The following is a 24,651-nucleotide window of genomic DNA, read 5'->3' as shown; positions in this document are numbered from 1 at the left end:
GAGGAAACGGCCATGGTGGACCAAGCCAGGGCGCGCCGACTCGCCAAGCGGATCTCCTCGATCGTCGCGACCGCGATCGAATACGAGATCAAGGATCCGCGGCTGCGTTTCGTGACCGTCACCGACGCCAAGATCACCGGCGATCTCCGGGACGCGACGGTGTACTACACCGTGATGGGCGAAACCATCGACGCCGAACCGGATTACGAGGGTGCGGCCGCCGGTCTGGAGAAGGCCAAGGGTGTCCTGCGCTCCAAGGTGGGCGCGGGAACCGGGGTGAAGTTCACCCCGACGCTGGCGTTCGTGCTGGACCGGGTGCCCGACGCGGCGCGAGAGATGGAGGAACTGCTCGCCAGGGCGCGGGCCGCGGACGACGAGGTCGCCAAAGCGGCCGCCACGGCGCGGCACGCGGGCGATGCGGACCCCTACAAGGTCGAACGCGACGTCGACGAGTGACATGCGGTAGTCGATGACGACGATGCGGGAAACGGCCGACCTGGACACGGCCGTGGCGGCGCTGGACGCGGCGCGCTCGGTGACCATCGTCTGCCATGTGCAACCCGATGCGGACACCATAGGAAGCGGACTGGCGCTGGCGCTGGTCCTGCATCGGCGCGGGGTTCCGGTACAGGTGTCGTTCGCCGAACCGGCGGAGCTGCCCGCATCCATGCGGTCGCTGCCGGGCGTGCGGCATCTGGTGGCGCCCGCCGAGGTGCGTGCCGAGGTCGACCTGCTGGTGGCGGTCGACTGCGGCAGCGCGGGCCGGCTGGGCGCGCTCGCCGACCGATTGCCCGGCGCGGCAACGACAATGGTGATCGACCACCATCGGTCCAACACGCGTTTCGCGGTGATCAACGTGGTCGATCCGGGCGCCGAGTCCACCACCAGCCTGATCGCACGGCTGCTCGACGCGTGGGGCGTGCCGATCGACGCGGAGGTGGCGTATTGCCTCTATGCCGGTCTGGTCACCGACACGGGCTCGTTCCGTTGGGTGCGGCCAGGTACCCACGAACTGGCGGAACGGCTGCTGGCCACCGGGATCGACGGCGCGGAGATCGCCCGCACCTTGATGGACACGCACCCGTTCGGCTGGCTGCCGATGCTGTCGCGGGTGCTGGGGACGGCGCAGCTGGTCCCGCACGTGCGCGGCGGTGTCGGGCTGGTGTACGCGTTCGTGCGTCGCGACGACATCGATGACGTGCGGTCGGAGGAAGTCGAGAGCGTGATCGATATCGTGCGCACGACCGCCGAAGCGGGAATCGCCGCGGTATTCAAGCAATCCCGCGTGGCACCGGATCGGTGGACGGTGTCGCTGCGCTCGCGGGACAGTGGGGCGTGCGCGGGCGACGGGGTGGACGTCGCCGAGGTGGCCACCGCGCTGGGGGGCGGCGGGCACCGCTTCGCCGCCGGGTACACCGCCCACGGCGCGCCCGACGACCTGATCGGCGCATTGCTGACCGCGCTCGGGTGACCGTGGTTTTCGGAAACGTCCCGGCCCGAACCACTTACCGGTTCTGCCTCCGGATCCGTTCATGTCCGAGGCAGCGGACGGATCGATCGACGTCAGCGGCATTCGCGCGCGAGCGTGCTGATGCGCGGTCGTTCCCAGGGCCTGGTTGTCGCATTCACCTCGCTTCCACCGTTCGCTCGATTTCCGGGCGACTCGTGCCCGTCCCGACTGCTCTGGTCGGCCATCCGCCATACATGGTCGAGCTGGTCCGCAGACTCTCCCATACGGGATCGCACGTGCGATGCGTGCCGCGTCGGCCGGTGGTGCGCTCCCCGGTGTTCGTCGATGGGCCGCGCGAGGGGCACGCCCCGACCGGGATGACGGCGGTACCGGAGAAGGGAAGGTGTTCGTGAACGCGAAAGGTTCCGGTGCGGAGATCACCGGCCCGGCGTCACGATCGGGCGGGAAGCCGTCGGCCGATGTCGACCGAGCCGCCGCGGCCGGACCCAAGCGCATCTTCGGGCTCGCGTTGCCCACCCTCGGCGTGCTGGTCGCCGAACCGATCTACCTGCTGTTCGATCTGGCCGTGGTCGGCAGGCTCGGGGCGCTCGCGCTGGCCGGTCTCGCCGTCGGCGGATTGATTCTGGCGCAGACGAGCTCGCAGCTGACTTTCCTGTCCTACGGCACCACCGCGCGTTCGGCCCGTCGCCACGGCGCGGGTGACCACCGGGGCGCCGTCGCCGAAGGCGTGCAGGCCACCTGGCTCGCGGTCGCCGTCGGCGCGGCGATACTGCTACTGGTCCAGGCGTTCGCCGTGCCGGTGACGAACGCCATCGCCGGAGGCGGCGACATCGCGCGGGAAGCGCTGGCCTGGGTGCGGATCGCGCTGTTCGGCGTGCCGCTGATCCTGATCTCCATGGCGGGCAACGGATGGATGCGCGGCGTCCAGCAGACACGCAGGCCGTTGGCCTACGTGGTCGCCGGACTCGCGGTGTCGGGCATCCTCTGCCCGGTGCTGGTGCACGGACTGCTCGGCGTGCCGTACCTGGGACTGCCCGGATCCGCCGTCGCGAACGTCGCGGGCCAGGTAGTCACCGCCATCCTGTTCATCAACGCGTTGACTCGCGAACGGGTCCCGCTCGCCCCGCAGTGGCCGGTGATGCGAGCCCAGCTCGTGCTCGGCCGCGATCTCATCGCCCGCAGCTTCGCGTTCCAGGCATGTTTCGTCTCGGCGGCGGCGGTCGCCGCGCGTTTCGGCGCCGCGTCGGTGGCGGCCCACCAGCTGGTCCTGCAACTGTGGAACTTCCTCGCACTCGCCTTGGACGCACTGGCCATCGCCGCGCAAACCCTCACCGGCGCGGCTCTGGGCGCGGGTGACGCCCCGGGCGCGCGCGGCATCGCACGGCGGGTCACCCAGTGGTCGGAGATCTTCAGCCTCGCGCTCGCCGCCTGTTTCGCGGCAGGCGCGGTGGTCGTCCCGGCGCTGTTCACCGACGACCCGGGCGTGCTCGAGCGCACGCACGTGGTGTGGTGGTTCTTCGTGGCGCTCATTCCGGTGGCGGGTGTCGTCTTCGCTCTCGACGGCGTCCTGCTCGGTGCGGGTGACGCCGCCTATCTGCGCACCACCACGCTCGGGGCGGCGCTGCTGGGTTTCCTGCCCGCCATCTGGTTGTCCCTGGCCTTCGATTGGGGCGTTGCCGGAATCTGGTCCGGCCTCGCCGCGTTCATGATGTTGCGGCTGATCGCCGTCGCGTGGCGGGCGTTGTCGGGCCGGTGGGCCCTGGTCGGCGCCGAGGTGCCGAGGTGAGGTGACACCCGGCTCGGCCGGTGCGCGGGAATTCCGACGGATGTGCCAAGGTAGGTGTGGTGATACCCAAGTTGATGGCGGTGAGCGACATCCATGTCGGGCACCAGGGGAATCGGCCGGTCGTCGAGCAGATCACGGCGGACTCGCCGGAGGACTGGCTCATCGTGGCCGGCGACGTGGGGGAGAAGACCGAGGACATCCGGTGGGCGCTGGAGCTGCTGCGCGGCCGGTTCGCCAAGGTGATCTGGGTGCCGGGCAACCACGAGCTGTGGACGACGGCGAAGGATCCCGTGCAGAGGTCCGGGGTGGCGCGTTACGACTATCTGGTGTCGATGTGCCGCGACCTGGACGTGCTGACGCCGGAGGACCCCTTTCCGGTATGGCAGGGCGCGGGCGCCGAGGAGCACGGTGGATCGATCACGCTGGCGCCGATGTTCCTGCTGTACGACTACTCGTTTCTGCCGGAAGGAGCCACCACCAAGGCGGAGGGTCTCGCGATCGCTCGCGAGCGCAACGTGGTGGCGACCGACGAATTCCTGCTCTCGCCGGAGCCGTATCTGACCAGGGACGCCTGGTGCCACGCCCGCGTGCAGGTGACCAAGCGCAAGCTCGACGCGCTCGCCCCTGGTACGCCGGTCGTCCTGATCAACCACTTCCCGCTGGTCCGGCAGCCGACCGACGTGCTGTTCTACCCGGAGTTCGCGCTGTGGTGCGGCACCGAACTGACCGCGGACTGGCACACCCGCTACAACGTGGTCTGCTCGGTCTACGGTCACCTGCACATCCCGCGGACCTCGCACTACGACGGCGTCCGGTTCGAGGAGGTCTCGCTCGGCTACCCGCGCGAGTGGCAGCGTCGTGGCCTGCCCGAGCGACTGCTGCGCCAGATCTTGCCGACGCCGCAATACCCGCCGGGCACGCTGAACAAGTGGGGCGGCCACTTCCAGGTGACTCCGGAGATGGAAGCCGCCGCCGCGGAAATGCGCAGCAAAGCACAGCAGCGGCGCGGGCTGGCGTAGTCCTCGCCGACCCATCGTCGGGTGGTAAGCCGGACCCGGCGTACGGGCACCACTGCGGCCGTCGACGCAAGTGCGGTCGAGGCGGCGTCGATGATGGGCTGCCTGCGGGTGGTGAGGCGGCCGGATGGGCAGGCACACGGCGCTGTGATACCAGGTATCGCGGCTCGGCTAGGCTCTGCGGTGATGATCGAGAACATTCTGCCCGCCGGTGTGGCCACGGCCGAGTTGCTGGCGTACCCGGAGGATCTGAAGCCGCATCCGGCGGAGGAGCATCTCATCGCCAAGTCGGTGGAGAAGCGTCGCCGGGATTTCATCGGCGCGCGTCACTGCGCCCGGCTGGCGCTGGCGCAGCTCGGTGAGCAGCCGGTCGCGATCGGCAAGGGAGAGCGCGGCGCTCCGGTGTGGCCGCGCGGGATCGTCGGCAGCTTGACTCACTGCGACGGTTACCAGGCTGCCGCGCTGGGCCACAAGTTGCGGTTCCGTTCCATCGGCATCGACGCCGAGCCGCATGCCACGCTGCCCGACGGCGTACTGGACTCGGTCAGCTTGCCCCAGGAGCGGGAGTGGCTGAAGACCACCGATTCCGGGCTGCACCTGGACCGGTTGCTGTTCTGCGCCAAAGAGGCCACGTTCAAAGCGTGGTTCCCGCTGACCGTGCGCTGGCTGGGGTTCGAAGAGGCGCACATCACGTTCGAGATCGAGGACAGCACCGCCGATTCCGGGCACGGCAGCTTCCACACCGAGTTGCTCGTGCCGGGACAGGCCACCGACGGCGGCGCGCCACTGGTCTCGTTCGACGGCCGTTGGCTGATCACCGACGGGTACATCCTCACCGCGATCGCGCACGTCTGATGGACGGACTCGGCGGACTGCTCGTCATCGACAAGGACGGTGGCTGGACCAGCCACGACGTCGTCGCGAAATGCCGGAAACTGCTGCGTACGAAGAAGATCGGCCATGCGGGCACGCTCGATCCGATGGCCACCGGTGTGCTGGTGCTCGGCGTGGAGCGCGCGACCAAACTACTCGGCTTGCTCACCCTGACGACCAAGGCGTACACCGCGACCATCCGGCTCGGTCAGGCGACCACCACCGACGACGCCGAGGGCGAAGTGCTGGCCACGACTTCTGCCCGTCACCTCACCGACGCCGACATCGCCGCCCGGACAGTCGAACTGACCGGGGACATAGACCAGGTCCCGGCCACTGTGAGCGCTATCAAGGTGGACGGTGAGCGCGCCTACGCCCGCCACCGCGCGGGTGAAGACGTGCGGTTGGCCGCCCGGCCGGTCACGGTGTCGCGCTTCGACGTGCTCGCCCGCCGCGACATCGGCGATTTCGTCGATCTCGACGCGGTGGTCGAGTGCTCCTCGGGCACCTACGTGCGGGCGCTGGCCAGAGACCTGGGCGCCGCGCTCGGCGTCGGCGGCCACTTGACCGCGTTGCGGCGCACCAGGGTCGGTCCGTTCACCCTCGAACACGCCCGCACCCTGGACGACTTGGCCGCCGCCGCGGAGTCGGGCGCGCCTCCGCTGAGCCTCGACATGGATCAAGCGGTGCGCACGGCCTTCCCGCACCGTGACATCGATGCCACCCAAGCCGACGACCTGCGCAACGGTCGCTGGCTCGAACCCGCCGGGATATCCGGCGTCTACGCCGCCATCGACCCGGAGGGCCGCGCGATCGCGCTGCTGCAAGAAAGCGGCAAGCGAGCCGCGTCGGTCATGGTCGTGCGCCCGGCCAACTTGTAGGGGTCGACCTGCAAGTTCGCGAGCAGCGATATTTTGCCGCGTTCAAGGTCTTCGACGTCAACGGTGACGGCCGCATCTGCGTCGATGAACTCGAATCGCTCATCCGCCACTGCGGTGCGGGCCGGATCGATGAACCGGCGGATGCTTTGCTGGCCGCCGCCGACCGGGACGCACGGCTATCGTTGCCGGAATTCCGCGCGGCGCTGGGCTTTTTGTCCCGGTAGCGCCCCGCGGTCAGGAGTCGATCTGGTGGCGGAGGCGATCGACGGCGTCGTCCATGTGCTCGACGAGCAGGGCGCGGACCCGAGCGGGTTCGGCCGTGGCGATCGCTTCGCGCAGGTCGACGTGCTCGCGGGCCTGTTCCCGCAGGTCGGGGTAGGTGGTCTGGAGGGCGCCCAGGCACATCCGCGTCTCGATCAGCAGGGTGCGGGCCGCGCGCACCAGGCGCGGGCTGGCCGCGCTCTCCACCAGTGCCTCGTGAAATGCCTGGTCGGCGTCCGAGACCCCCACCGCGTCACCGCGTTCGGCGGCCGCGACCATGTCCTCCACACTGGGCCCAAGCGCCTCGAAGGCGATCGGGCGGCGACCGTCCAGGATCAACTCCAGCGCGCCGCCCTCCAGCGCCGTCCTGGCGCGGTAGATGTCGACGACGTCGTCGAGGCTCAGTTCGATGACGAAAATGCCGCGGTGACGGATGCTGTGCAGCAGGCCCTCGGACACCAGGCGTTGCATCGCCTCGCGCACCGGCCCGCGCGAGACCGCGAACCGCGCGGCGAGATCGGCTTCGCCGAGCTGCGACCCGGGCGCGAGACTGCCGCGCATGATCGCCTCGCGGAGCCGGTCGGCGATCATCTCCGCGGTCGACTGCCGGTTCACCGGCTCGAAATCAACGACGGACATCGGTCTGCCTTTCCGCGAACAGGGTGCCGAGTCCGGGAACGACCGGCTCGGCGCCGGCCAGCCGCAGACCCGCCCAGACCGTCACCTGATTGGCCGTCAGCACCGGTTTGCCCAGCGTAGCCTCCAGCTCCGGCAGCACGGCCAGCGTGTGCATCGCGGTGTCGGGGATGAGCATCGCCTCCGCGTCGGGATGGTCGTTGTCCACCGCCAGCCGCAGCACTCGAGCCGGGGTGAGGGTGCCCACCTCGGCGGCGGTGTCGATTCCCGCACTGGACATCGAGACGACGTCGATGCCCGCGTCGGCGAGGAAATCCACGAACAGCCGAGCGACCTCGTCGGGATAGCTCGCGGCGACCGCGACGGTACGCAGTCCGAGCGCGTGCGCGGCGTCGGCGAACGCGATGCTGGTGCTGGTCGCAGGCACGCCTGCGACCTCCCCCAAAGCGCGCGCTTGGTCGCGTGCGCCGACGGGGCCGTAGACGAAACTGCCCGAGGTGCAGGCCCAGACGATCGCGTCGGGGCGGTGGGGGGCCAGCAGGGACGCGCCGAGTCGCAATTTCTCCGGACTGCCGAGCTCCAGCAGTTCGGGGACGGCGTGCAGATCGGTGCCGTAGATGTGAGCTACCGGAAGGTGCGCGCCGAGCGCCGCCGCCGCGAGCGGATAGTCGTCCTCCGCCGCGTGATCGGGATAGATGAAGCCGATGGTTGGTGCGTGCATGCGATGTTCTTTCCTTCAGAAGACGTTGAGCAGCCACTTGCCGGGGCCCATCATCGGCAGCTTCATCCGGCCGAGACATGCCCACATGGTGAGCTGGTTGGCGGTGAGCACCGGCTTGCCGAGAGCCTTTTCCAGCGGTTCGATCACGTCGTAGGTCGGCAGGTTGGTACAGCTGACGAAGACGGCCTGGGCCTCGGGATCGTCGGCGCCGACGATGCGTTCGGCGATCGTGCGGTAGCTGACCTTCCATATGCCGCCGCCGAGCCCGAGGTGGTCGGAGCGCACCACCGAACACCCGGCTTCGCCGAGGAACTCGTGCAGCCGGTGGGTGAGGATCTCGTCATAAGGGGTGAGCACGGAGATGCGGCTGAGGTCCAGGTGGCGGATCGCTTCGAGCAACGCTCCCGAGGTGGTGACTGCGTCCTGTGCCCCCGCCTGGCAGATGGTCTCGCGCAACGACTTCTCGTAGGCGAGGCCTTTGATGAAGCTGCCCGACGTGCACAGATACGCCACCACCTCGGGCTCCACGTGCAGCACGTTGCGGGTGGCCGCGGTGAGGTGCGCGGCGTCGGACACCAGTTCGGCCATCTCCAGCGACACCGGGACCGGCTCGTAGGGGGTGCGGGCGAGGTGCAGGCTCACCTCCAAGGGCGCCCAGCGCCAGAGCTCTCGTTCGAGGGCGAGATCGAACGGTGCGATGATCCCGATACCCCGTTGGGCAACGGGCCCCTCGAGGTCGGGAAAGCTCAAATCCACTACGGCCCCTCTCGCGCTCAGCCGGGACGACCTCCGAACACGATCGGATTGTTGACAATCATACGATGCCATCTTAGTGTGTCAATGTGGAACAGGGCCCGATTGTCGCCGTCCTGCACAGTGACAGTGTGCCCGACGCCGAACGAATGGACCGGGTAGCCGATCGCGCCACCATTCGTTACACCGAGGCGTCCGGGTTGGCGGGCGCCCTGCGCGGAGCGGAGATCCTGTTCGTCTACGACTTTCGCACGCGAGCGCTGCCCGGCGCGTGGCACGCCGCCGACCGATTGCGGTGGGTGCACATGGGATCGACGGGCGTCGACCCGGCGATGTTCCCCGAGCTGCGCGCGAGTGACGTGGTGGTGACCAATACCCGGGGCGTCTTCGACGCCGCGATCGCCGAATACGTGCTCGGACAGATTCTCGGTTTCGCCAAGGACCTGTCCGGCTCGCTGCTGCTGCAGCAGCGGCACGAGTGGCGTCATCGGGAATCCGAGCGGGTCGCGGGGGCGACCGCGCTGATCGTCGGCACCGGCTCGATCGGACGCCATATCGCCCGGTTGCTGCGCGCGGTCGGGATGACGGTGCGCGCGGTGGGCAGACGGGAACGCGCGTCGGATCCCGATTTCGGCGATGTCACCACCGACCTGCACGCCGGACTGGCCTGCGCCGATTACGTCGTCGCAATCGCACCGCTCACCGAGCAGACCAGAAACATGTTCGACGCCGCCGCGTTCGCCGCGATGAAACCGCACGCCAGGTTTGTCAACGTCGGTCGTGGGGAACTCGTTATGACCGACGACCTCGTCGCCGCGCTGCGCACCGGATCGATCGCCGCCGCGGCGCTCGATGTGGTGGACCCCGAGCCGCTCCCCGCCGATCACCCGCTGTGGGAACTGCCGAATGTCCGGATCACCCCGCACAACTCCGGTGACTTCATCGGATGGCGCACCGAGATCGTCAACGCGTTCACCGAGAACTTCGACAACTGGATCGCCGGACGTCCGCTGGACAACGTGGTCGACAAAAGGCTGGGGTACGTGCCCGGCTGAAGGAGCCCATCCATGAGCTACCCCGACAAGAACCAACCCACCGACCCGACCGCTATGACGGCGGTCGAGCTGGTCTCGGCCTACGCGGCGGGCAGTCTGTCGCCCGTCGAGGCGACCGAGGCGATCCTGCGCGCGATCGCCGACCGCGACGGCGCGCTCAACGCCTTCTGTCTCGTGGATCCCGATCGCGCTCTGGTGCAGGCGAAGGATTCCGAGGCGCGCTGGCAGTCCGGCCACGCCCGCGGCCTGCTCGACGGCGTGCCGGTCTCGATCAAGGACGTCTTCCTGATCGAGGGCTGGCCCACCCGCCGGGGGTCGACCTCGATCGACCCGGCCGGGCCGTGGCCGGTGGACAGCCCGGTAGCGGCGCGGCTGCGCGAGGACGGCATGGTGTTCCTCGGCAAGACCACCACCCCGGAGATCGCGTGGAAAGCGGTCACCGACAGTTCGCTGGCCGGCGTCACCCGGAATCCGGCCGACCCGTCCACCACCGCGGGCGGGTCGTCCGGCGGGAGCGCCGCCGCCGTCGCGGCGGGCATGGGCCCGGTCTCGGTGGGCACGGACGGCGGCGGCAGTGTGCGCATTCCGGCCGCCTTCTGCGGCATCGTCGGGTTCAAGCCCACCTACGGACGGATTCCGCTGTTCCCGGCCAGCCCGTTCGGTCCACTGGCGCACGCGGGGCCGATGACCCGCACCGTCGAGGACGCGGCGCTGCTGCTGGACATCCTGTCGCTCCCGGATCCGCGCGACCCGACCGCACTGGCCCCCACGCTCACTGTATTCCGCGCCGAAATGCAGCGCGACGTGCGCGGATTGCGCGTGGCGTACTCGCCGACGCTAGGCTACGCCGCCGTCGACTCCGAAGTCGCCGCCATCGTGGACGCCGCGGTGGCTCGGCTGGCCGAAGCCGAACTCCGGGTCGGCGCCGCGGATCCGGGATTCGAGGATCCCCGCGAAGCCTTCGAACTGCTCTGGGCGGCCGGTGCGGCCACCATGCTTTCCGGCTTCCCGGAAGGCACGCGCGACCGGGTCGATCCCGGGCTGCTGGCGGTATGGGAGCGCGGTGAAACCGTCACCGCGGTCGACTATCTCGCCGCGCGCGACGTGGCGGCTCGGATCGGCATCAAGATGGGAACTTTCCACACCGATTACGACGTCCTGATCACCCCGACGGTGCCGATCCCCGCGTTCGAAGCGGGACACGATGTGCCACCGGGCAGCGGCCTGCACAGCTGGCCGGAGTGGACCCCGTTCACCTACCCGTTCAACCTCACCCAGCAGCCCGCGATCAGCATCCCGGCGGGGGTCACTCGCGCCGGCCTACCGGTCGGGCTGCAGATCGTGGGTCCGCGCCACTCCGACGATCTGGTGCTCGCGGTGGCCCGCTACGCCGAGTTCGTGCTGGCTTCCTGAACGGCGGTGGCCCCGCGGATACCGCGGGGCCACCGTACGGGGCATTCAGGCACGGGCGAACGCGAGTGTCTCCCCCTGCACGCCGTGCAACCACAGCGCGTTGCACGCCGCGGCCATCTCGGCGAGCCCCTCTTCGATCGTGGCGAAGACATTGCCCGGCACCCACCCGAGGTCGCCGTTGATCAGCAAATTGTTGCGGCCGTAGAACAGCGCGAGATCGGTGGCGCCGCGCTCGTGCTCGGCCGCGGAGCCGGGCTCGTAACCGTAAGCCGGATTGCCGATCTCCCACGGCTCGAAATCGAACAGGCAGACGTCGCCGGGGATCGGCGTGACGGTCGGATTCTCCCGATGCGGTGCCGCGCCGATTCGTGGGAGCAGGGTGTACACCTCGTTGCGTGCGTACTTGGCGTGGAAGGCGTCGCCTTCTTGCGGCAGCGCGTTCCATACCGCCGCGCAGGTGCGCGGCGCCTCCTCGTCCAGCAGACGGGCGCGGCAGGTCACCGCGGCTTTGGTGAGCGTGATGGTGATGTAGCGGGCCATACGGTTCTGCTTCCTGATCGGTGCCCGCCGGGCGGGCACGGGGGCGGCGACGGTCGCGGCGCTACAACTCGGCGAGCACCTCGGACCAGATCGCCAGAGCGTCCTCGACCTGAGTATCGGTCACGATCAGCGGCGGAATCATCCGCACCACGTTCATGTGCGCGCCGCAGGTCAGCAGCAGCAGTCCCTTGTGCACCGCGGCGCGCTGGGCGGCAGCGGCGGTGACCGGGTCGGGTTCGCCTGTGGCCGTGGTGAATTCGGCGCCCGCGAGCAGTCCGAGGCCGCGTACGTCACCGATCGCCTTGGTGGCGCTGTCGCGCAGGCCGCGCAACAGCTGGGCGCCCCGTGCGGCCGCGTTGTCCACCAGCCCTTCGGATTCGATGACGTCGAGCGTGGCGATCGCCGCCGCGCACGCCACCGCGTTGCCGCCGTAGGTGCCGCCCTGCGAGCCCGGCCACGCACGCGACATCAGCTCGCGCGAGGCCGCGATGCCCGACAGCGGGAAACCGCTGGCCAGGCCCTTGGCGATGGTGATCACATCGGGCCGCACGTCGAAGTGCTGATGCCCGAAGAACTTCCCGGTGCGCCCGAAGCCGGTCTGGATCTCGTCGAACACCAGCAGGATGCCGTGCCGGTCCGCCCGTTCGCGCAGCCCGCGGAAGAACTCGGTGTTGCCCGGGATGTAACCCCCTTCGCCGAGCACCGGCTCCACGATGAACGCCGCGGTCTCGGCGGGCGAGGTGAGAGTGGCGAACAGGTAGTCGAGTTCGCGCAGCGCGAAGGTCGTGGCCTCCTGCTCGCTCCAGCCGTAGCGGTACGCGGTGGGGAACGGCGCGACGTGCACGCCCGACATGAGCGGGCTGAACCCGGCCGAGAAACGGGTCCCTGAGGTCGTCATGGTCGCGGCGGCCACGGTGCGGCCGTGGAAGCCGCCGTGGAAGACGACGACGTTCGGCCGTCCGGTGGCCTGGCGCGCCAGCCGCAGCGCGGCCTCGATCGCCTCGCTGCCGGAGTTGGCGAAGAACAGCGCGTCCAATCCGTCCGGAAGTACCGCGCCGAGCCGTTCGGTCAGCTCGAGCAGCGGCCGGTGCAGCACGGTCGTGTACTGGCCGTGAATCAGCGAGGCGACCTGCGCCTGCGCGGCCGCGACCACGTGCGGGTGGCAGTGGCCTGTGCTGGTCACCCCGATACCCGCGGTGAAGTCGAGGTATCGGCGGCCGTCGGTGCCGTAGAGATAACACCCCGCGCCATGGTCGACCGTTACCGGAGTGGCTTGTTTCAGGATGGGAGAGAGCTCGGTCATGGTGATTCGCCTCCCGCAGCGGTGCAACCACTTGCCGGACAAATGATTGTCTATTGTCGGATTGTCTACAATATGCATAACATGGCGGCACGGGTCGCAGCAATGGCCGAACGCTGCGCGGCGACGGAAGGAGCCACCGACGATGCTCACCGAAAGCGCGCTCAGCGCCGCCGAACGAGCCGCGATCGACACGGTGCCGCGAGGCCTGTTCATCCAGGGGCGGTGGCGTTCGACCGCCCGGACGCTGCCGGTGCTCGATCCGGCGACGGGTGAGCCGCTGTGCGCGGTGGCCGACGCGGACCCGGCGGACGGCTTGGCGGCGCTCGACGCGGCATGCGCGGCGCAACCGGCCTGGGCGGCCACGCCGCCGCGCGAGCGCAGCGATCTGCTGATGCGTGTGCATCGCGCTTTGCTGGCCCAGACCGACCGGCTCGGGCTGATCGCCACGTTGGAGATGGGCAAGCCGCTGGCCGAGGCGCGCGGCGAGATCGCTTACGCCGCGGAGTTCTTCCGCTGGTTCGCCGAGGAAGCCGTGCGCCTGGACGGCGGGTACATGCCCGCGCCGACCGGCGGTTCGCGATTTCTGCTCGCCCGGCAGCCGGTCGGTCCGAGTTTGCTCATCACGCCGTGGAACTTTCCCATGGCCATGGGAGCGCGCAAGATCGCGCCTGCCTTGGCCGCGGGCTGCACCTGCGTGGTGAAACCCGCCGAGCAGACGCCGCTTTCGATGCTCGCGCTCGCCGAGGTGCTGGCGGAGGCCGGGCTGCCCGCCGGGGTGGTCAATGTGGTCACGACGGCCGATCCCGCCGCCGTGATGACGCCGCTGATCCTCGACAGCCGCTCGCGCAAGCTTTCGTTCACGGGTTCGACCGCGGTCGGCAAGCAGTTGCTCGCGAAGTGTGCGCAGACGGTGATGCGCACCTCCATGGAACTCGGCGGCAACGCGCCGCTGCTGGTGTTCGACGACGCCGACCTGGACGAGGCGGTCGAAGGCGCCTTGGCGGCGAAGATGCGCAACATCGGCCAGGCGTGCACCGCCGCCAACCGCATCCTCGTCCAGCGCGGTGTCGCCGAGGTCTTCGCACGCAGGCTCGCCGATCGGATGGCGGCCCTGCCGATGGGCCGGGGCACCGAGCCGGACGTCGTGGTCGGTCCGCTGATCGACGCCGAAGCCGTCGCCAAGGTGCAGCGGTTGGTGGACGACGCCCGCGCCCGCGGCGCCACGGTGCTCACCGGCGGCACCGAGCTCGACGGACCGGGCACCTTCTATCCCGCCACCGTCCTGGTCGACGTCCCCGACGACGCCGAAATGTGCCATACCGAGATCTTCGGGCCGGTCGCCGCGATCGGCGTCTTCGACACCGAGGACGAGGCGGTGGGCCGGGCCAACGACACCCCCTACGGACTGGTGAGCTACGTGTTCACCGAGAACCTCCGGCGCGGATTGCGGGTGTGTGAAGCACTGGAAACCGGCATGGTGGGACTCAACCAGGGCGTGGTGTCGAACCCGGCCGCGCCGTTCGGCGGCGTCAAGGAATCCGGGCTCGGGCGCGAGGGCGGATCGACCGGGATCGATGAATTCCTGGAGACCAAGTACATCGGAGTGCGACTGTGAAGGAGTGCCAGTGAGCGAGTACCGCATCGCCACCATCCCGGGTGACGGGATCGGCGTGGACGTCACCGCGGCGGCGGTGCGCGTGCTCGACGCCGTGCTGCCCGGCCTGGAATGGACCGAATTCGACTGGTCCTGCGAGAACTACCTGCGCACCGGGGCCATGATGCCGCACGACGGCGCGCAGCGGCTCGCGGACTTCGACGCCATCCTCCTCGGCGCCGTCGGCTTTCCCGGTGTGCCCGACCATGTCTCGCTGTGGGGGCTGCTGATCCCGCTGCGCCGCGCTTTCGGTCAGTACGTCAACCTGCGCCCGGTGCGCCTGCTGCCCGGCACCGAGTCGGCGCTGCGCGGCCGGACCGCCGACGACTTGGACATCCTCATCGTGCGGGAGAACTCCGAGGGCGAGTACTCCCGGATCGGCGGCATCCACAACGAAGGCCGCCCCGACGAATTCGTGCTCCAGGAGTCGGTGTTCACCCGTACCGGGTGCGAGCGGATCATCCGCTACGGGTTCGAGCGGGCCGCCGAACGATCCGGTCGGCTGTGCTCGGCGACCAAGTCGAACGGACTCATCCACTCGATGCCGTACTGGGACAGCGTCTTCGATCGCGTCGCGTCCGAGTACCCGGAGGTGACGACGCGGCAGATGCACGTCGACGCGCTGGCCGCCGAACTCGTGCTGCACCCGGACCGGCTCGACGTGATCGTGGGCTCGAATCTGTTCGGCGACATCCTCTCCGACCTCGCCGCCGCCGTGACGGGAGGACTCGGTCTCGCGCCATCGGGCAACATCAATCCCGAGCGCACCGGCCCTTCGATGTTCGAAGCGGTGCACGGCAGTGCCCCCGACATCGCCGGGCAGGGCATCGCGAACCCGGTCGCGCAGATCCTCGCGGGTGCCATGCTGCTCGATCATCTCGGCGAGTCCGCCGCGGCCGTCGCGGTGGATCGAGCGGTCTGCGACGTGCTCGCCACCGGAGAGATCCACACCCCGGACCTCGGCGGCACCGCAACCACCGCCGAACTCGGTGACGCCATTGCCACCCGTGCGGCCGAACTGACCCGCCGCGCCGCGCCGGCCGAACTCGGCTGACCGGGTCGCGGAGGCGGTCGGGGAGCGTTCCGCCCGAGCAGGCGCAGCTGCGACAGTCGGTGTGCAGCTCTACCCGGACGTAACGGGGCAATCAGGTGATCACGCGCGGCGATGGGAGCCGACACCGCCGTGGGAGGCGGTGACAGCGCAGACCGGGTCAGGCGGTGAGCCAGATGGCCTCGGCGGCGGGGCGCCCGAGGTCGGTCGGCGACTCGGTGGCGCCGATCCGGATGGCGATGGTGCCCGCGAAGTCGCGGCGTTCGACGACCGTGATGACGGTGTCCAGCGCGATGCCGACGGAGTCGAAGTAACGCAGCATGTCGGGATCGGCGTCGGAGATGCGCGCGACCCGGCCGGATTCGCCCGCCTGGAAATCGCTGAGCTGGCGCGCGGGCGGAGTGGGGACCGCGCCGTCCACCGACGGGATCGGATCTCCGTGCGGATCGCGGTCGGGGTAGCCGAGTTTGGCGTCGATCCGGGCCATCAGCAGCTCGGAGACCGCGTGCTCGAGCACCTCGGCCTCGTCGTGCACCTCGTCCCAGCCGTAACCGAGCTCGTTCACCAGGAACGTCTCGATGAGCCGGTGCCTACGCACCATCGCTACGGCGGCGCGACGCCCCGCGAGGGTGAGGGCGATCGCGCCGTAGCGGGCGTGTTCGACCAGTCCCTGATCGGCGAGTTTGCGGACCGCTTCGGACACGGTGGAGGCCGACACCCCGATCCGCTCGGCGAGCAACTTGGTGGTCACTTTCTCCTGCGACCACTCCTGCGCGGTCCAGATGACCTTCAGGTAGTCCTGGGCGACCGACGAGAGCACAGGCGCGATCGTCGCGGTACCGCCCTGCGCATCGCCCGGCGCCGGGGCGTCGGCCAACTCGCGTCGAGTGGCGATATCTCGTTTACCTGGCACACCCCGAGCTTAGGCACTGGCGTGCCGATGCACACATCGTCGGCCCCGTCGTCGCCCGATCGCGAACGGAACGCGATTCTCCGTTCACTCCCGGTGGGGCGCGACGACGGCCGCTCGAGCGTGTCGTCCGCGGCGGGTGGGTCACACGGTTCCCGGAACCTCCAGCGCACTGCGGAACGCGGCCACGCCGTCGAATCGCGCACCGGCCAGCCGTGCCGTGGCCGGCGCGCCGATCGGCGCACCGGACAGTTCGTAGAACGTCGCCGTGGCGAGTCCGGAGAACCGGTCCCCGGTCACCTCGAGTTCGAAGGCGACGATTCCCTTGCGCACTACGGAGGGGTCGGCTCGATCCACGGTGAACTCCAGGAACGCGCCAGTGACCCGGGAGCCGTCGGCTCGCCAACTACCCATGCCGTTGCTGTCGCTGGTGGCGCGATTGCCGTGATCGGGGTTCGACTGCAGCATCGTGCCACCCGGGTGGAACTGCATCACGTGGTAACCGAACGGAGCGCCCTCGGCGACCACCTCCCACGTGCCCAGCACCGGATGCCGATCGTTCATGCTGTGCCTGTCGAGGCCGGGGCTCCGCAGACGGCTCCCAGCAGCGCGATGCCACGGTCGATGTCGTCGCGGGGCACGTTCGCGAAGCTCAGCCGCATCGTGTTGCGGTGGCCGGTGACGTCGTCGGCGTAGAAGGCGCTTCCGGGCAGGAACGCGACCCCCCGTCGCAGCGCTTCCGGCAGCGCCGCGTCGGCATCGAAACCCGCCGGTCCCTCGACCCACAGGAACATCCCGCCTTCGGGTGCGGTCCACCGGAACCCGGCCGGGAGGTGCCCCCCGACCGCAGCGGTCAAGGCGTCCAACTTGGCCGAGTAGGCCTCGACGACGTGGGCGAGGTGCGCCGCACCGGCCGAACTGCCGAGGAATTCGGCGGCAATCGCCTGGCAGTACGTCGACGTCTGCATATCGATGCCCTGCTTCAACGCGAGCACTGTTTTCAGCAGATCCTCGGGCATGACGGTGATTCCGACACGAATCGCCGGAGCGAGAGTTTTCGACAGTGACGTGATGTAGACCGAGTTGTCCGGTGCGAAAGACCACAGCGCGGGCGGTGCGACGCCGCGATAGCGCAGGTCTGTATAGACGTCGTCCTCGACAATCAGCGTGCCGTGGCGGACGGCGATCTCCGCTATTCGTTCACGCCGCCCGGCGGGCATCGTCCGCCCGGTCGGATTCTGGAACGTGGGCAGCAGGTAGACGAATGCCGCGTCGTATCGGGCCAAAGCCTCCTCGAGCGCTTCCGGCACGATGCCGGATTCGTCGGACGGCACCGCGACGACGGTCGCTGCGTGGCTACGGAATTCTTTGACGGCCGGGCCATAGGTCGGTGTTTCGACGAGCACCACGTCATGCGGGTCGAGCACCGCCAAACACAGGTTGTGCAGAGCGCCGGATCCGCCGGTCGAGATATGCAAGCGCTCGGGCGTGCATCGAATATCGCGGTTGCGCAGCAGGTTTCGCGCTTCGACCAGCAGCGGGGCGAATCCTTGGGTCATGCCGTACTGCAGGACGGCGCTGCCGTATCTTTCGATGACGCTCTGCGAGAGCGTCGCGACGAGCTCGCCCGGGAGCAGGGCGGGGTCGGGTGCTCCGACGGCGAACGAGACGACCTCGGGGCGTCGTGCCAGCGTCGCGAAGATGTCATCGATGGGTCCGCTGCTCACCTCGGCCGCGCGGCGGCTGCGCTGCAGGCGTGTCACGTCAGGAACCGACCGGGCCGCGCCGCAAGCGGGCAACGACTTCGGGGACCCGGGCGTCGTATTCCGGCGTCAGTACCACGTCGTCGTTGAACAGGGGATCGGTCCGCATTTCCACCGCGACCAGGTCCTCGGTCTCGTCGAGGTTCACCGCCACGTGCACGACTCCGTCCGGGATGTAGATGAACTCGCCCGGACCGTGGAAATACGGGATCAGCTCCGGGCCGATCAGGGTGACCGCCCGCCCGCGCAGGCAGACGACGACGATCTCGCTGTGCGCGTGATAATGCGCTTTGGACATGGCACCGGGGGTCATGTTGACCATGCCCGCCGAGATGCCGGTAGCGCCACAGGTTTCGGTGGTGACGCAGGGGATGAGGCGTTGTCGTTGCCGCCCCATTGTTTCGGCCGCATCGGACGGGTTGATCACACGCACGTGCTTGACTGCACTTTTCATGGCTACTCCGGGGGCACTACTGTCGCCGACGAATTGGACGCTAGACCATTCCCCCTGATGGCGAGACGAGCTTGTGAGCCCGCAGAAAACCGGGGATGAATGGACTCTTTCGCGAATACGTTCGATTCGTTTCCGGCGGGCGAAGTTTTCCCGGAGATGTCGGTGAACCCGACGTCATGGCACGGTGGCACGCAAGCTCACGGCAGTCCGGGCCATCTCCCAGCTATGCTGGGGTGGGCGCCACCGCCACCAGCGGCGTGCGGCTGGGGCTCGATCCCGCTCCGCCTCTCCGGTCGGCTCGAGCAGGCAGCCGGCATCCGCGTCGTATCCGTACCGGTGACGTAGGACCTACCGGCACTCGCATGGCTGGGGGCGGCTCGAACCAGGTCGTCGGCTCACGGCGCCGCAACCGTTGTGTGAGATCAGCACGCCCGAATACTGTTCGCTACCTGCTTTGCGTAGGCTGCGCACTGTGCAGAGATGGCGAAGTCTCGACGAAGTGCCCGCGGACTGGGGGCGCTGTGTTCTCACGATCGGTGTGTTCGACGGTGTGCACCGCGGCCACGCGCAGCTGATCAGCAGAGCCGTGAAATCCGCCGCCGCGCGCGGCGTGCCCGCGGTGCTGATGACCTTCGACCCGCACCCGATGGAAGTGGTCCGCCCCGGCTCGCACCCCGCGCAGCTGACCACACTGACCCGTCGTGCCGAACTGGCCGAGGAACTGGGCGTGGACGTCTTCTGCGTGATGCCCTTCACCCACGAATTCATGAAGCTGGCACCCGCCCGTTATGTGCACGATCTGCTGGTGGAGCGGTTGCACGTGGTCGAGGTGGTCGTCGGCGACAACTTCACCTTCGGCAAGAAGGCCGCGGGCACGGTGGAGACCATGCGCGAACTCGGCAAGCGCTTCGGCTTCGAGGTCGACGGTGTGACGCTGCTCGGCGAACACGCCGTGACCTTCTCCTCGACCTACATCCGCGCGTGCGTGGACGCGGGGGACATGGCGGCCGCTGCCGAGGCGCTGGGCCGCCCGCACCGGGTCGAGGGCGTCGTCGTGCACGGTGACGGCCGCGGCAAGCAACTCGGTTTCCCGACCGCGAACGTCGCGCCGCCCATGCACGCCGCGATTCCGGCGGACGGCGTGTACGCCGGGTGGTTCACCGTGCTCGGCCCCGGCCCGACCATAGGCACGGTCACCCCGGGCGAGCGGGCCATGGCCGCCGTCTCGGTGGGCACCAACCCGACCTTCTCCGGACGCGCCCGCACCGTCGAGGCGTACGTGCTCGACGGCGAAGCCGATCTCTACGGTCAGCACGTCGCGGTCGACTTCGTCGAGCACCTCCGCGGCCAACGCAAGTTCGAGTCGGTGGACGAGCTCGTCGAGTGCATGGGCCGCGACGTGGAGACCACGCGAAAGATCCTCACCGCCGTCGACGCCCGGTGATCGTCAGGACGTCATGAAGTCGAGCAGGTCCCGGTTGAGCTGGTCGGCATGGGTGTTGTACAGCCCGTGCCCCGCGGTCGGGTACTCCTTGTAGACGCAGTCCGGCACGAGTTTCGCGATGCGCCTGCTGCTGGCGTCGATCGGAATGGACTGATCCGGCTCCCCGTGCACGACCAGGGCGGGAATCGGCAGATTCCGCAGCGTCTCGCGATGGTCCGACACGAAGGTCGACTCCCAGACCGCGATGGTTGCCCACGCAGCGGTGGACAGGCAGCGGCGCATCTCGTGTTCGATCAGCGCGGGGGAGACGTCGTCGCCGAGGTGGGTGGCGAAGTATCCCTGTGCGCGATCGGCGAACCACTTGGGCCGATCGGTGCGCCACTGCGCGATCGAGGCCAGGCTCATCTCGTCCGGAAGCCCTTCGGGATTGTCCTCGGTCCGGCGCAGGAACGGCAGCGTGGTGGCCAGCAGCGCGATGCGCGCGACCCGTGCGGTGCCGTGCCTGGCCAGGTAACGGGCCACTTCCGCGCCGCCCGCGGAGTGGGCGACCAGGGTCAGATCGCGCAGATCCAGCCGTTCGATCAGTTCGGCCACGTCGTCGGCGCGAGTGTCCAAGTCGTACCCCGTGGACGGCCGGTCGGAGCGGCCGTGTCCGCGCCGGTCCAGCAGCACGCAGCGGTGACCCCGCTCGGCGAAGAACGGGACTTGGTACTCCCACATCTCCGTGTTGAGCGCCCACCCGGCCAAGAACACGATCGGTGCTCCGGTTCCGTAGTCCTCGTAGGCCAGGCGGGTGCCGTCGGTCGTCTCCAGGTAGGGCATCGTCGTCTCCTCGTATTCGGTGGTACGAGAGGAAGATTCGCAGCCGAAGTGCGGTGAGTCGATTACCCGGCAGGTAATGCCCACGCTTCCGTGCGACGCGCGAGCGGAGCCGTCGGCCACGCCTGCCGGTCCGCGATTTCAGGGGAAGGATCCGGTCCGGTAGGGTGGTCCCTCGGGTTTGCTGCGGTCCGCGGTGGCGCCCGCCCCGGGTAACCGGACATTCGAGCGCGGAACTGAGAAACAGGAGTGGATGCCCCATGGCGCTGACCACCGAGCAGAAGTCGGCGATCCTCGCCGAGTACGGCCTGCACGAGAAGGACACCGGTTCGCCGGAGGCGCAGATCGCGCTGCTGTCCAAGCGTATCGCCGACATCACCGAGCACCTGAAGAAGCACAAGCACGATCACCACACCCGCCACGGTCTGATGGCGCTGATCGGTCGTCGTAAGCGGCTGTCGAAGTACCTGCAGGACAACGACATCAACCGCTACCGTTCGCTCATCGAGCGGCTGGGGCTCAGGCGCTGATTCGCCGGCGCCGCGGCGCTGGGTGCTAGTGGCCCCCTGTGGCTGACGTCCGAGCGACCGCCGTCGGCGACTTCGTCGTCTATGCGGCGGCACTCGGACGGGAGCCGGGCCGCGAAGGGACTATGCTCGGTTTGCTTCGCTCGGATAACGGGTGGGGCCGGTGTGGTTCTGATTGTGGGATAGCTTGCGCGCCGATATCGCGCAGTGCTGACGTGCGGCGATTTCGATCAGCCCTGGCCGGTGCGTGTCGGGCAACTGCTCGCGCAGTTCCAGGCTTCAGTTCCAGGCTGCAGTTCCAGGCTGCAGTTCCAGGCTGCAGTTCCAGGCTGCAGTTCCAGGCTTCGGCGCGGCAGATCATCGGTGCCGTTCATGTGGTGCCCGGGTTTCGAGCTTCGCGCGATTTCCTGGTCTTGCGTGTCGCACCCGGAGAGTTCTCGGCTGAGTCCGGGGTTCGGGGACGGCTGGCGCGGCACCAGGTGCCGGCCGCTACCCGATCGCCGGGCTCATTGCGTGGTTCTATCGGGCCGACGGTGCCCGAATCTGTGGCATTCGGGCCTCGTTTCTTCGTCGATTCACGTAGGGCCCACTTCGTCCGCTGCCTGTGGGGGCGCGGCCGGGGTTCGGAGAGCGGCTGTGGCGGGGCCTGAGTGGTAAGTGTGACTCCCGACACGTGATGTCCGAGGCGGTCGCTGGTTCAGCCGAGGGGGAGACGTACAATCGCTCCGTTGGCTATTTGTGTTGAGGGGTGGATCGGCCCCGTCGCACGACAACATTGCACAGCCGTATGCACCCGCCCGCGTGGCGTCGGTCTTCGGTAGTGGCCTATCGGCAGCGAGTTGGCGCCGTCGGGCTTCGATCGATGACCGCCTCCGCGTCGCCGTTTCCAAGGGGAGACGGCCGGGTGTGCGCGTCGCAGCCACGAGGGTTGCCGCGCGTCCGTACCCGGTACGGCTGACGACAGCCGGATCGCGCCCACCGGGCGCTCGAGCCGGCGAAGACGAGAGGTTGAGAGAGAAGAATGACCGAAACAACTGAACGCAAGAGCTCCGCCGTCGAGGTCGAGCCCGGTGTTTTCGAATCCGTCGCGCTGATCGACAACGGCGCCTATGGCACCCGCACCATCCGGTTCGAGACCGGACGTCTTGCCCGGCAGGCCGCCGGTTCCGTCGTCGCCTACCTGGACGACGAGACCATGCTGCTGTCGGCCACCACCGCGGGCAAGCAGCCCAAGGACCAGTTCGACTTCTTCCCGCTGACGGTCGACGTCGAAGAGCGGATGTACGCCGCGGGCCGCATCCCCGGATCGTTCTTCCGCCGCGAGGGCCGCCCCTCCACCGACGCGATCCTGACCTGCCGCCTGATCGACCGGCCGCTGCGCCCTTCGTTCGTCGACGGCTTGCGCAACGAGATCCAGGTCGTGGTCACCGTGCTGAGCTTGGACCCGAAGGACTTCTACGACGTGGTGGCGATCAATGCCGCGTCCGCGTCCACCCAGTTCGCCGGTCTGCCGTTCTCCGGCCCGGTCGGTGGCGTTCGCGTCGCGCTGATCGATGGCCAGTGGGTCGCCTTCCCGACCACCGAGCAGCTCGAGGACGCCGTGTTCGACATGGTCGTCGCGGGCCGTGTGGTCGACTCCGGTGACGTCGCCATCATGATGGTCGAGGCCGAGGCGACCGAGAACGTCATCACGCTGATCGAGGGCGGTGCGCAGGCGCCGACCGAGGCCGTCGTCGCCGAAGGCCTCGAGGCCGCCAAGCCGTTCATCGCCCGCCTGTGCCGCGCGCAGCAGGACCTGGCCGAGCTGGCCGCCAAGCCCACCGAGGAGTTCCCGCTCTTCCCGCCGTACGGCGCGGACGTGTACACGGCCGTCGAGGGCACCGCCAAGCGCGAGCTGAGCGAGGCGCTGAGCATCTCCGGCAAGCAGGAGCGCGAGGAGAAGATCGACGAGATCAAGCTCGCTGTGCTCGAGCGTCTCGTCGAGGACTTCGCCGGACGGGAGAAGGAGCTGGGGGCGGCGTTCCGCTCGGTCACCAAGAAGCTGGTGCGCCAGCGCATCCTGTCCGACGGTTTCCGCATCGACGGCCGCGGCCTGGCCGACATCCGCGCGCTGTCCGCCGAGGTCGCGGTGGTGCCCCGGGCGCACGGCTCCGCGCTGTTCGAGCGTGGCGAGACCCAGATCCTGGGCGTCACCACCCTGGACATGGTGAAGATGGCCCAGCAGGTCGACTCGCTCGGCCCGGAGACCAGCAAGCGCTACATGCACCACTACAACTTCCCGCCGTTCTCCACCGGCGAGACCGGCCGCGTCGGTTCGCCCAAGCGCCGCGAGATCGGCCACGGCGCACTGGCCGAGCGGGCGCTGATCCCGGTGCTGCCCAGCCAGGAGGAGTTCCCCTACGCCATCCGCCAGGTCTCGGAGGCGCTGAGCTCCAACGGTTCCACCTCGATGGGTTCGGTGTGCGCCTCCACCCTGTCGCTGCTGAACGCTGGCGTGCCGCTGAAGGCGCCGGTCGCCGGTATCGCGATGGGTCTGGTGTCGGACACCATCACCAACGACCAAGGCGAGGAAGAGGTCCGCTACGTCGCGCTGACCGACATCCTCGGCGCCGAGGACGCCTTCGGTGACATGGACTTCAAGGTCGCGGGCACCCGGGAGTTCGTCACCGCGCTGCAGCTGGACACCAAGCTGGACGGTATCCCCTCGCAGGTGCTGGCCGGCGCGCTGAGCCAGGCCCACGACGCGCGCACCACGATCCTGGACGTGATGGCCGAGGCCATCGCCACCCCGGACGAGATGAGCCCGTACGCGCCGCGCGTCACCGCGATCAAGATCCCGGTCGACAAGATCGGCGAGGTGATCGGCCCCAAGGGCAAGGTGATCAACCAGATCACCGAGGACACCGGTGCCAACATCTCCATCGAGGACGACGGCACCGTGTTCGTCGGCGCGACCGACGGCCTTTCGGCGCAGGCCGCGATCGACGCGATCAACGCCATCGCCAACCCGCAGCTGCCGAAGGTCGGCGAGCGCTTCCTGGGTACGGTCGTCAAGACCACCGCCTTCGGCGCGTTCGTCTCGCTGCTGCCGGGCCGCGACGGCCTGGTGCACATCTCCAAGCTGGGTAACGGCAAGCGCGTGGCCAAGGTCGAGGACGTGGTGAACGTCGGCGACAAGCTGCGGGTGGAGATCGCCGACATCGACAACCGCGGCAAGATCTCGCTCGTGCCGGTCGAGGAGAACGCCGAGGAGCCCGGCGACGACACGGCCGATGCGGGCTCGGCCGGGACCGAGTAGTACTTGTCCCTGTGACGAAGAA

General features: G+C 68.9%; 24 protein-coding genes. 14 read left to right on the top strand and 10 right to left on the bottom strand.

Annotated features, from left to right (window positions below; all coding sequences use genetic code 11):
• Positions 1 to 12: 12 nt before the first annotated feature.
• The 7 genes from rbfA to M8859_RS37170 all read left to right on the top strand — a co-directional run bounded on the left by rbfA (position 13) and on the right by M8859_RS37170 (position 6,251).
• Positions 13 to 456 (top strand): 30S ribosome-binding factor RbfA, encoded by a 444-nt coding sequence (gene rbfA / locus M8859_RS01180; RefSeq protein ID WP_159919766.1) that lies wholly within the window; start codon positions 13 to 15, stop codon positions 454 to 456.
• Between the two features lie 13 nt (positions 457 to 469).
• A complete protein-coding gene (locus tag M8859_RS01175) occupies positions 470 to 1,471 on the top strand; it encodes a DHH family phosphoesterase (protein ID WP_159919764.1) in 1,002 nt (333 codons plus the stop codon).
• A gap of 493 nt (positions 1,472 to 1,964) precedes the next feature.
• Positions 1,965 to 3,257 (top strand): MATE family efflux transporter, encoded by a 1,293-nt coding sequence (locus M8859_RS01170; RefSeq protein ID WP_236565273.1) that lies wholly within the window; start codon positions 1,965 to 1,967, stop codon positions 3,255 to 3,257.
• 59 nt (positions 3,258 to 3,316) lie between these two features.
• Positions 3,317 to 4,276, top strand: a complete 960-nt coding sequence (locus M8859_RS01165) for a metallophosphoesterase family protein (RefSeq protein WP_159919762.1) — start codon at positions 3,317 to 3,319, stop codon at positions 4,274 to 4,276.
• A 183-nt stretch (positions 4,277 to 4,459) separates the two neighbouring features.
• A complete protein-coding gene (npt, locus tag M8859_RS01160; protein ID WP_195070483.1) occupies positions 4,460 to 5,128 on the top strand; it encodes a 4'-phosphopantetheinyl transferase Npt in 669 nt (222 codons plus the stop codon).
• The gene (gene truB / locus M8859_RS01155) at positions 5,128 to 6,027 is read left to right on the top strand and encodes a tRNA pseudouridine(55) synthase TruB (protein ID WP_159919758.1); all 900 of its coding nucleotides are present in this window, start codon (positions 5,128 to 5,130) and stop codon (positions 6,025 to 6,027) included. Before npt ends, truB begins: the two co-directional genes overlap by 1 nt.
• Positions 5,919 to 6,251 (top strand): EF-hand domain-containing protein, encoded by a 333-nt coding sequence (locus M8859_RS37170; RefSeq protein ID WP_195070572.1) that lies wholly within the window; start codon positions 5,919 to 5,921, stop codon positions 6,249 to 6,251. The genes truB and M8859_RS37170 overlap by 109 nt, the downstream gene beginning before the upstream one ends.
• 10 nt (positions 6,252 to 6,261) lie before the next feature.
• Here the strand turns inward: M8859_RS37170 and M8859_RS01145 are convergent, their stop codons facing one another.
• Genes M8859_RS01145 through M8859_RS01135 form a run of 3 tightly spaced genes read right to left on the bottom strand, consistent with a single transcriptional unit; the run spans position 6,262 to position 8,401 of the window.
• Complete coding sequence (locus tag M8859_RS01145) at positions 6,262 to 6,927, bottom strand: GntR family transcriptional regulator (protein ID WP_159919756.1); 666 nt, start codon at positions 6,925 to 6,927, stop codon at positions 6,262 to 6,264.
• Positions 6,914 to 7,645 carry a maleate cis-trans isomerase family protein gene (locus M8859_RS01140; RefSeq protein WP_195070486.1) on the bottom strand — a complete coding sequence of 244 codons (732 nt, stop codon included), beginning with the start codon at positions 7,643 to 7,645 and terminating at the stop codon, positions 6,914 to 6,916. Before M8859_RS01140 ends, M8859_RS01145 begins: the two co-directional genes overlap by 14 nt.
• Positions 7,646 to 7,660: 15 nt before the next feature.
• Positions 7,661 to 8,401, bottom strand: a complete 741-nt coding sequence (locus tag M8859_RS01135) for a maleate cis-trans isomerase family protein (RefSeq protein ID WP_159919752.1) — start codon at positions 8,399 to 8,401, stop codon at positions 7,661 to 7,663.
• A gap of 86 nt (positions 8,402 to 8,487) precedes the next feature.
• On the opposite strand from M8859_RS01135, the gene M8859_RS01130 reads away from it, so the two are divergent.
• Positions 8,488 to 9,453 carry a D-2-hydroxyacid dehydrogenase gene (locus M8859_RS01130; protein WP_249643609.1) on the top strand — a complete coding sequence of 322 codons (966 nt, stop codon included), beginning with the start codon at positions 8,488 to 8,490 and terminating at the stop codon, positions 9,451 to 9,453.
• Positions 9,454 to 9,465: 12 nt separating this feature from the next.
• Positions 9,466 to 10,866, top strand: coding sequence for an amidase (locus M8859_RS01125; RefSeq protein WP_195070488.1), 1,401 nt, complete (start codon positions 9,466 to 9,468; stop codon positions 10,864 to 10,866).
• 45 nt (positions 10,867 to 10,911) lie between these two features.
• Here M8859_RS01125 and M8859_RS01120 read toward each other — a convergent pair whose 3' ends face one another.
• Positions 10,912 to 11,406, bottom strand: coding sequence for a DUF3830 family protein (locus M8859_RS01120; protein WP_159919746.1), 495 nt, complete (start codon positions 11,404 to 11,406; stop codon positions 10,912 to 10,914).
• A gap of 61 nt (positions 11,407 to 11,467) precedes the next feature.
• A complete protein-coding gene (locus tag M8859_RS01115; protein WP_159919744.1) occupies positions 11,468 to 12,709 on the bottom strand; it encodes an aspartate aminotransferase family protein in 1,242 nt (413 codons plus the stop codon).
• Positions 12,710 to 12,851: 142 nt separating this feature from the next.
• Between M8859_RS01115 and M8859_RS01110 the strand changes: the two genes are divergently transcribed.
• Together M8859_RS01110 and M8859_RS01105 are read left to right on the top strand one after the other, a co-directional pair.
• Complete coding sequence (locus M8859_RS01110) at positions 12,852 to 14,324, top strand: NAD-dependent succinate-semialdehyde dehydrogenase (protein WP_195070489.1); 1,473 nt, start codon at positions 12,852 to 12,854, stop codon at positions 14,322 to 14,324.
• Between the two features lie 10 nt (positions 14,325 to 14,334).
• Complete coding sequence (locus tag M8859_RS01105; RefSeq protein WP_372492820.1) at positions 14,335 to 15,417, top strand: tartrate dehydrogenase; 1,083 nt, start codon at positions 14,335 to 14,337, stop codon at positions 15,415 to 15,417.
• A gap of 157 nt (positions 15,418 to 15,574) precedes the next feature.
• Here the strand turns inward: M8859_RS01105 and M8859_RS01100 are convergent, their stop codons facing one another.
• The 4 genes from M8859_RS01100 to M8859_RS01085 all read right to left on the bottom strand — a co-directional run bounded on the left by M8859_RS01100 (position 15,575) and on the right by M8859_RS01085 (position 18,541).
• Positions 15,575 to 16,243: a metal-dependent transcriptional regulator gene (locus M8859_RS01100; protein ID WP_195070573.1), complete on the bottom strand. Its 669-nt coding sequence runs from the start codon at positions 16,241 to 16,243 to the stop codon at positions 15,575 to 15,577.
• A gap of 225 nt (positions 16,244 to 16,468) precedes the next feature.
• Positions 16,469 to 16,888, bottom strand: coding sequence for a hypothetical protein (locus tag M8859_RS01095; RefSeq protein ID WP_195070491.1), 420 nt, complete (start codon positions 16,886 to 16,888; stop codon positions 16,469 to 16,471).
• The gene (locus M8859_RS01090) at positions 16,885 to 18,087 is read right to left on the bottom strand and encodes an aminotransferase-like domain-containing protein (protein ID WP_236565243.1); all 1,203 of its coding nucleotides are present in this window, start codon (positions 18,085 to 18,087) and stop codon (positions 16,885 to 16,887) included. Before M8859_RS01090 ends, M8859_RS01095 begins: the two co-directional genes overlap by 4 nt.
• A 1-nt stretch (position 18,088) precedes the next feature.
• Positions 18,089 to 18,541: a cupin domain-containing protein gene (locus M8859_RS01085; RefSeq protein WP_159919738.1), complete on the bottom strand. Its 453-nt coding sequence runs from the start codon at positions 18,539 to 18,541 to the stop codon at positions 18,089 to 18,091.
• 472 nt (positions 18,542 to 19,013) lie between these two features.
• Here M8859_RS01085 and M8859_RS01080 point away from each other — a divergent pair, with 472 nt between their 5' ends.
• Complete coding sequence (locus M8859_RS01080; protein WP_159919736.1) at positions 19,014 to 19,985, top strand: bifunctional riboflavin kinase/FAD synthetase; 972 nt, start codon at positions 19,014 to 19,016, stop codon at positions 19,983 to 19,985.
• Between the two features lie 3 nt (positions 19,986 to 19,988).
• Here M8859_RS01080 and M8859_RS01075 read toward each other — a convergent pair whose 3' ends face one another.
• A complete protein-coding gene (locus tag M8859_RS01075) occupies positions 19,989 to 20,807 on the bottom strand; it encodes an alpha/beta fold hydrolase (protein ID WP_249643607.1) in 819 nt (272 codons plus the stop codon).
• 257 nt (positions 20,808 to 21,064) lie between these two features.
• Between M8859_RS01075 and rpsO the strand changes: the two genes are divergently transcribed.
• Positions 21,065 to 21,334 carry a 30S ribosomal protein S15 gene (gene rpsO, locus M8859_RS01070; RefSeq protein ID WP_039799352.1) on the top strand — a complete coding sequence of 90 codons (270 nt, stop codon included), beginning with the start codon at positions 21,065 to 21,067 and terminating at the stop codon, positions 21,332 to 21,334.
• A gap of 1,018 nt (positions 21,335 to 22,352) precedes the next feature.
• Positions 22,353 to 24,629 (top strand): polyribonucleotide nucleotidyltransferase, encoded by a 2,277-nt coding sequence (locus M8859_RS01065; protein WP_195070493.1) that lies wholly within the window; start codon positions 22,353 to 22,355, stop codon positions 24,627 to 24,629.
• Positions 24,630 to 24,651: the final 22 nt, after the last annotated feature.

It is taken from the genome of Nocardia sputi, assembly GCF_023501985.1.
This window is presented reverse-complemented; position numbering and strand designations above follow the sequence as displayed.

What these genes read in the sequence shown, in the direction of transcription:
- M8859_RS01175 (WP_159919764.1), top strand. Translation starts at nt 470, where the DNA reads ATGACGACGATGCGGGAAACGGCCGACCTGGACACGGCCGTGGCGGCG.
- M8859_RS01140 (WP_195070486.1), bottom strand. Translation starts at nt 7,645, where the DNA reads ATGCACGCACCAACCATCGGCTTCATCTATCCCGATCACGCGGCGGAG.
- M8859_RS01095 (WP_195070491.1), bottom strand. Translation starts at nt 16,888, where the DNA reads ATGAACGATCGGCATCCGGTGCTGGGCACGTGGGAGGTGGTCGCCGAG.
- rbfA (WP_159919766.1), top strand. Translation starts at nt 13, where the DNA reads ATGGTGGACCAAGCCAGGGCGCGCCGACTCGCCAAGCGGATCTCCTCG.
- truB (WP_159919758.1), top strand. Translation starts at nt 5,128, where the DNA reads ATGGACGGACTCGGCGGACTGCTCGTCATCGACAAGGACGGTGGCTGG.
- M8859_RS01125 (WP_195070488.1), top strand. Translation starts at nt 9,466, where the DNA reads ATGAGCTACCCCGACAAGAACCAACCCACCGACCCGACCGCTATGACG.
- M8859_RS01110 (WP_195070489.1), top strand. Translation starts at nt 12,852, where the DNA reads ATGCTCACCGAAAGCGCGCTCAGCGCCGCCGAACGAGCCGCGATCGAC.
- M8859_RS01085 (WP_159919738.1), bottom strand. Translation starts at nt 18,541, where the DNA reads ATGAAAAGTGCAGTCAAGCACGTGCGTGTGATCAACCCGTCCGATGCG.
- rpsO (WP_039799352.1), top strand. Translation starts at nt 21,065, where the DNA reads ATGGCGCTGACCACCGAGCAGAAGTCGGCGATCCTCGCCGAGTACGGC.
- M8859_RS01065 (WP_195070493.1), top strand. Translation starts at nt 22,353, where the DNA reads ATGACCGAAACAACTGAACGCAAGAGCTCCGCCGTCGAGGTCGAGCCC.
- M8859_RS01075 (WP_249643607.1), bottom strand. Translation starts at nt 20,807, where the DNA reads ATGCCCTACCTGGAGACGACCGACGGCACCCGCCTGGCCTACGAGGAC.
- M8859_RS01115 (WP_159919744.1), bottom strand. Translation starts at nt 12,709, where the DNA reads ATGACCGAGCTCTCTCCCATCCTGAAACAAGCCACTCCGGTAACGGTC.
- npt (WP_195070483.1), top strand. Translation starts at nt 4,460, where the DNA reads ATGATCGAGAACATTCTGCCCGCCGGTGTGGCCACGGCCGAGTTGCTG.
- M8859_RS01145 (WP_159919756.1), bottom strand. Translation starts at nt 6,927, where the DNA reads ATGTCCGTCGTTGATTTCGAGCCGGTGAACCGGCAGTCGACCGCGGAG.
- M8859_RS01120 (WP_159919746.1), bottom strand. Translation starts at nt 11,406, where the DNA reads ATGGCCCGCTACATCACCATCACGCTCACCAAAGCCGCGGTGACCTGC.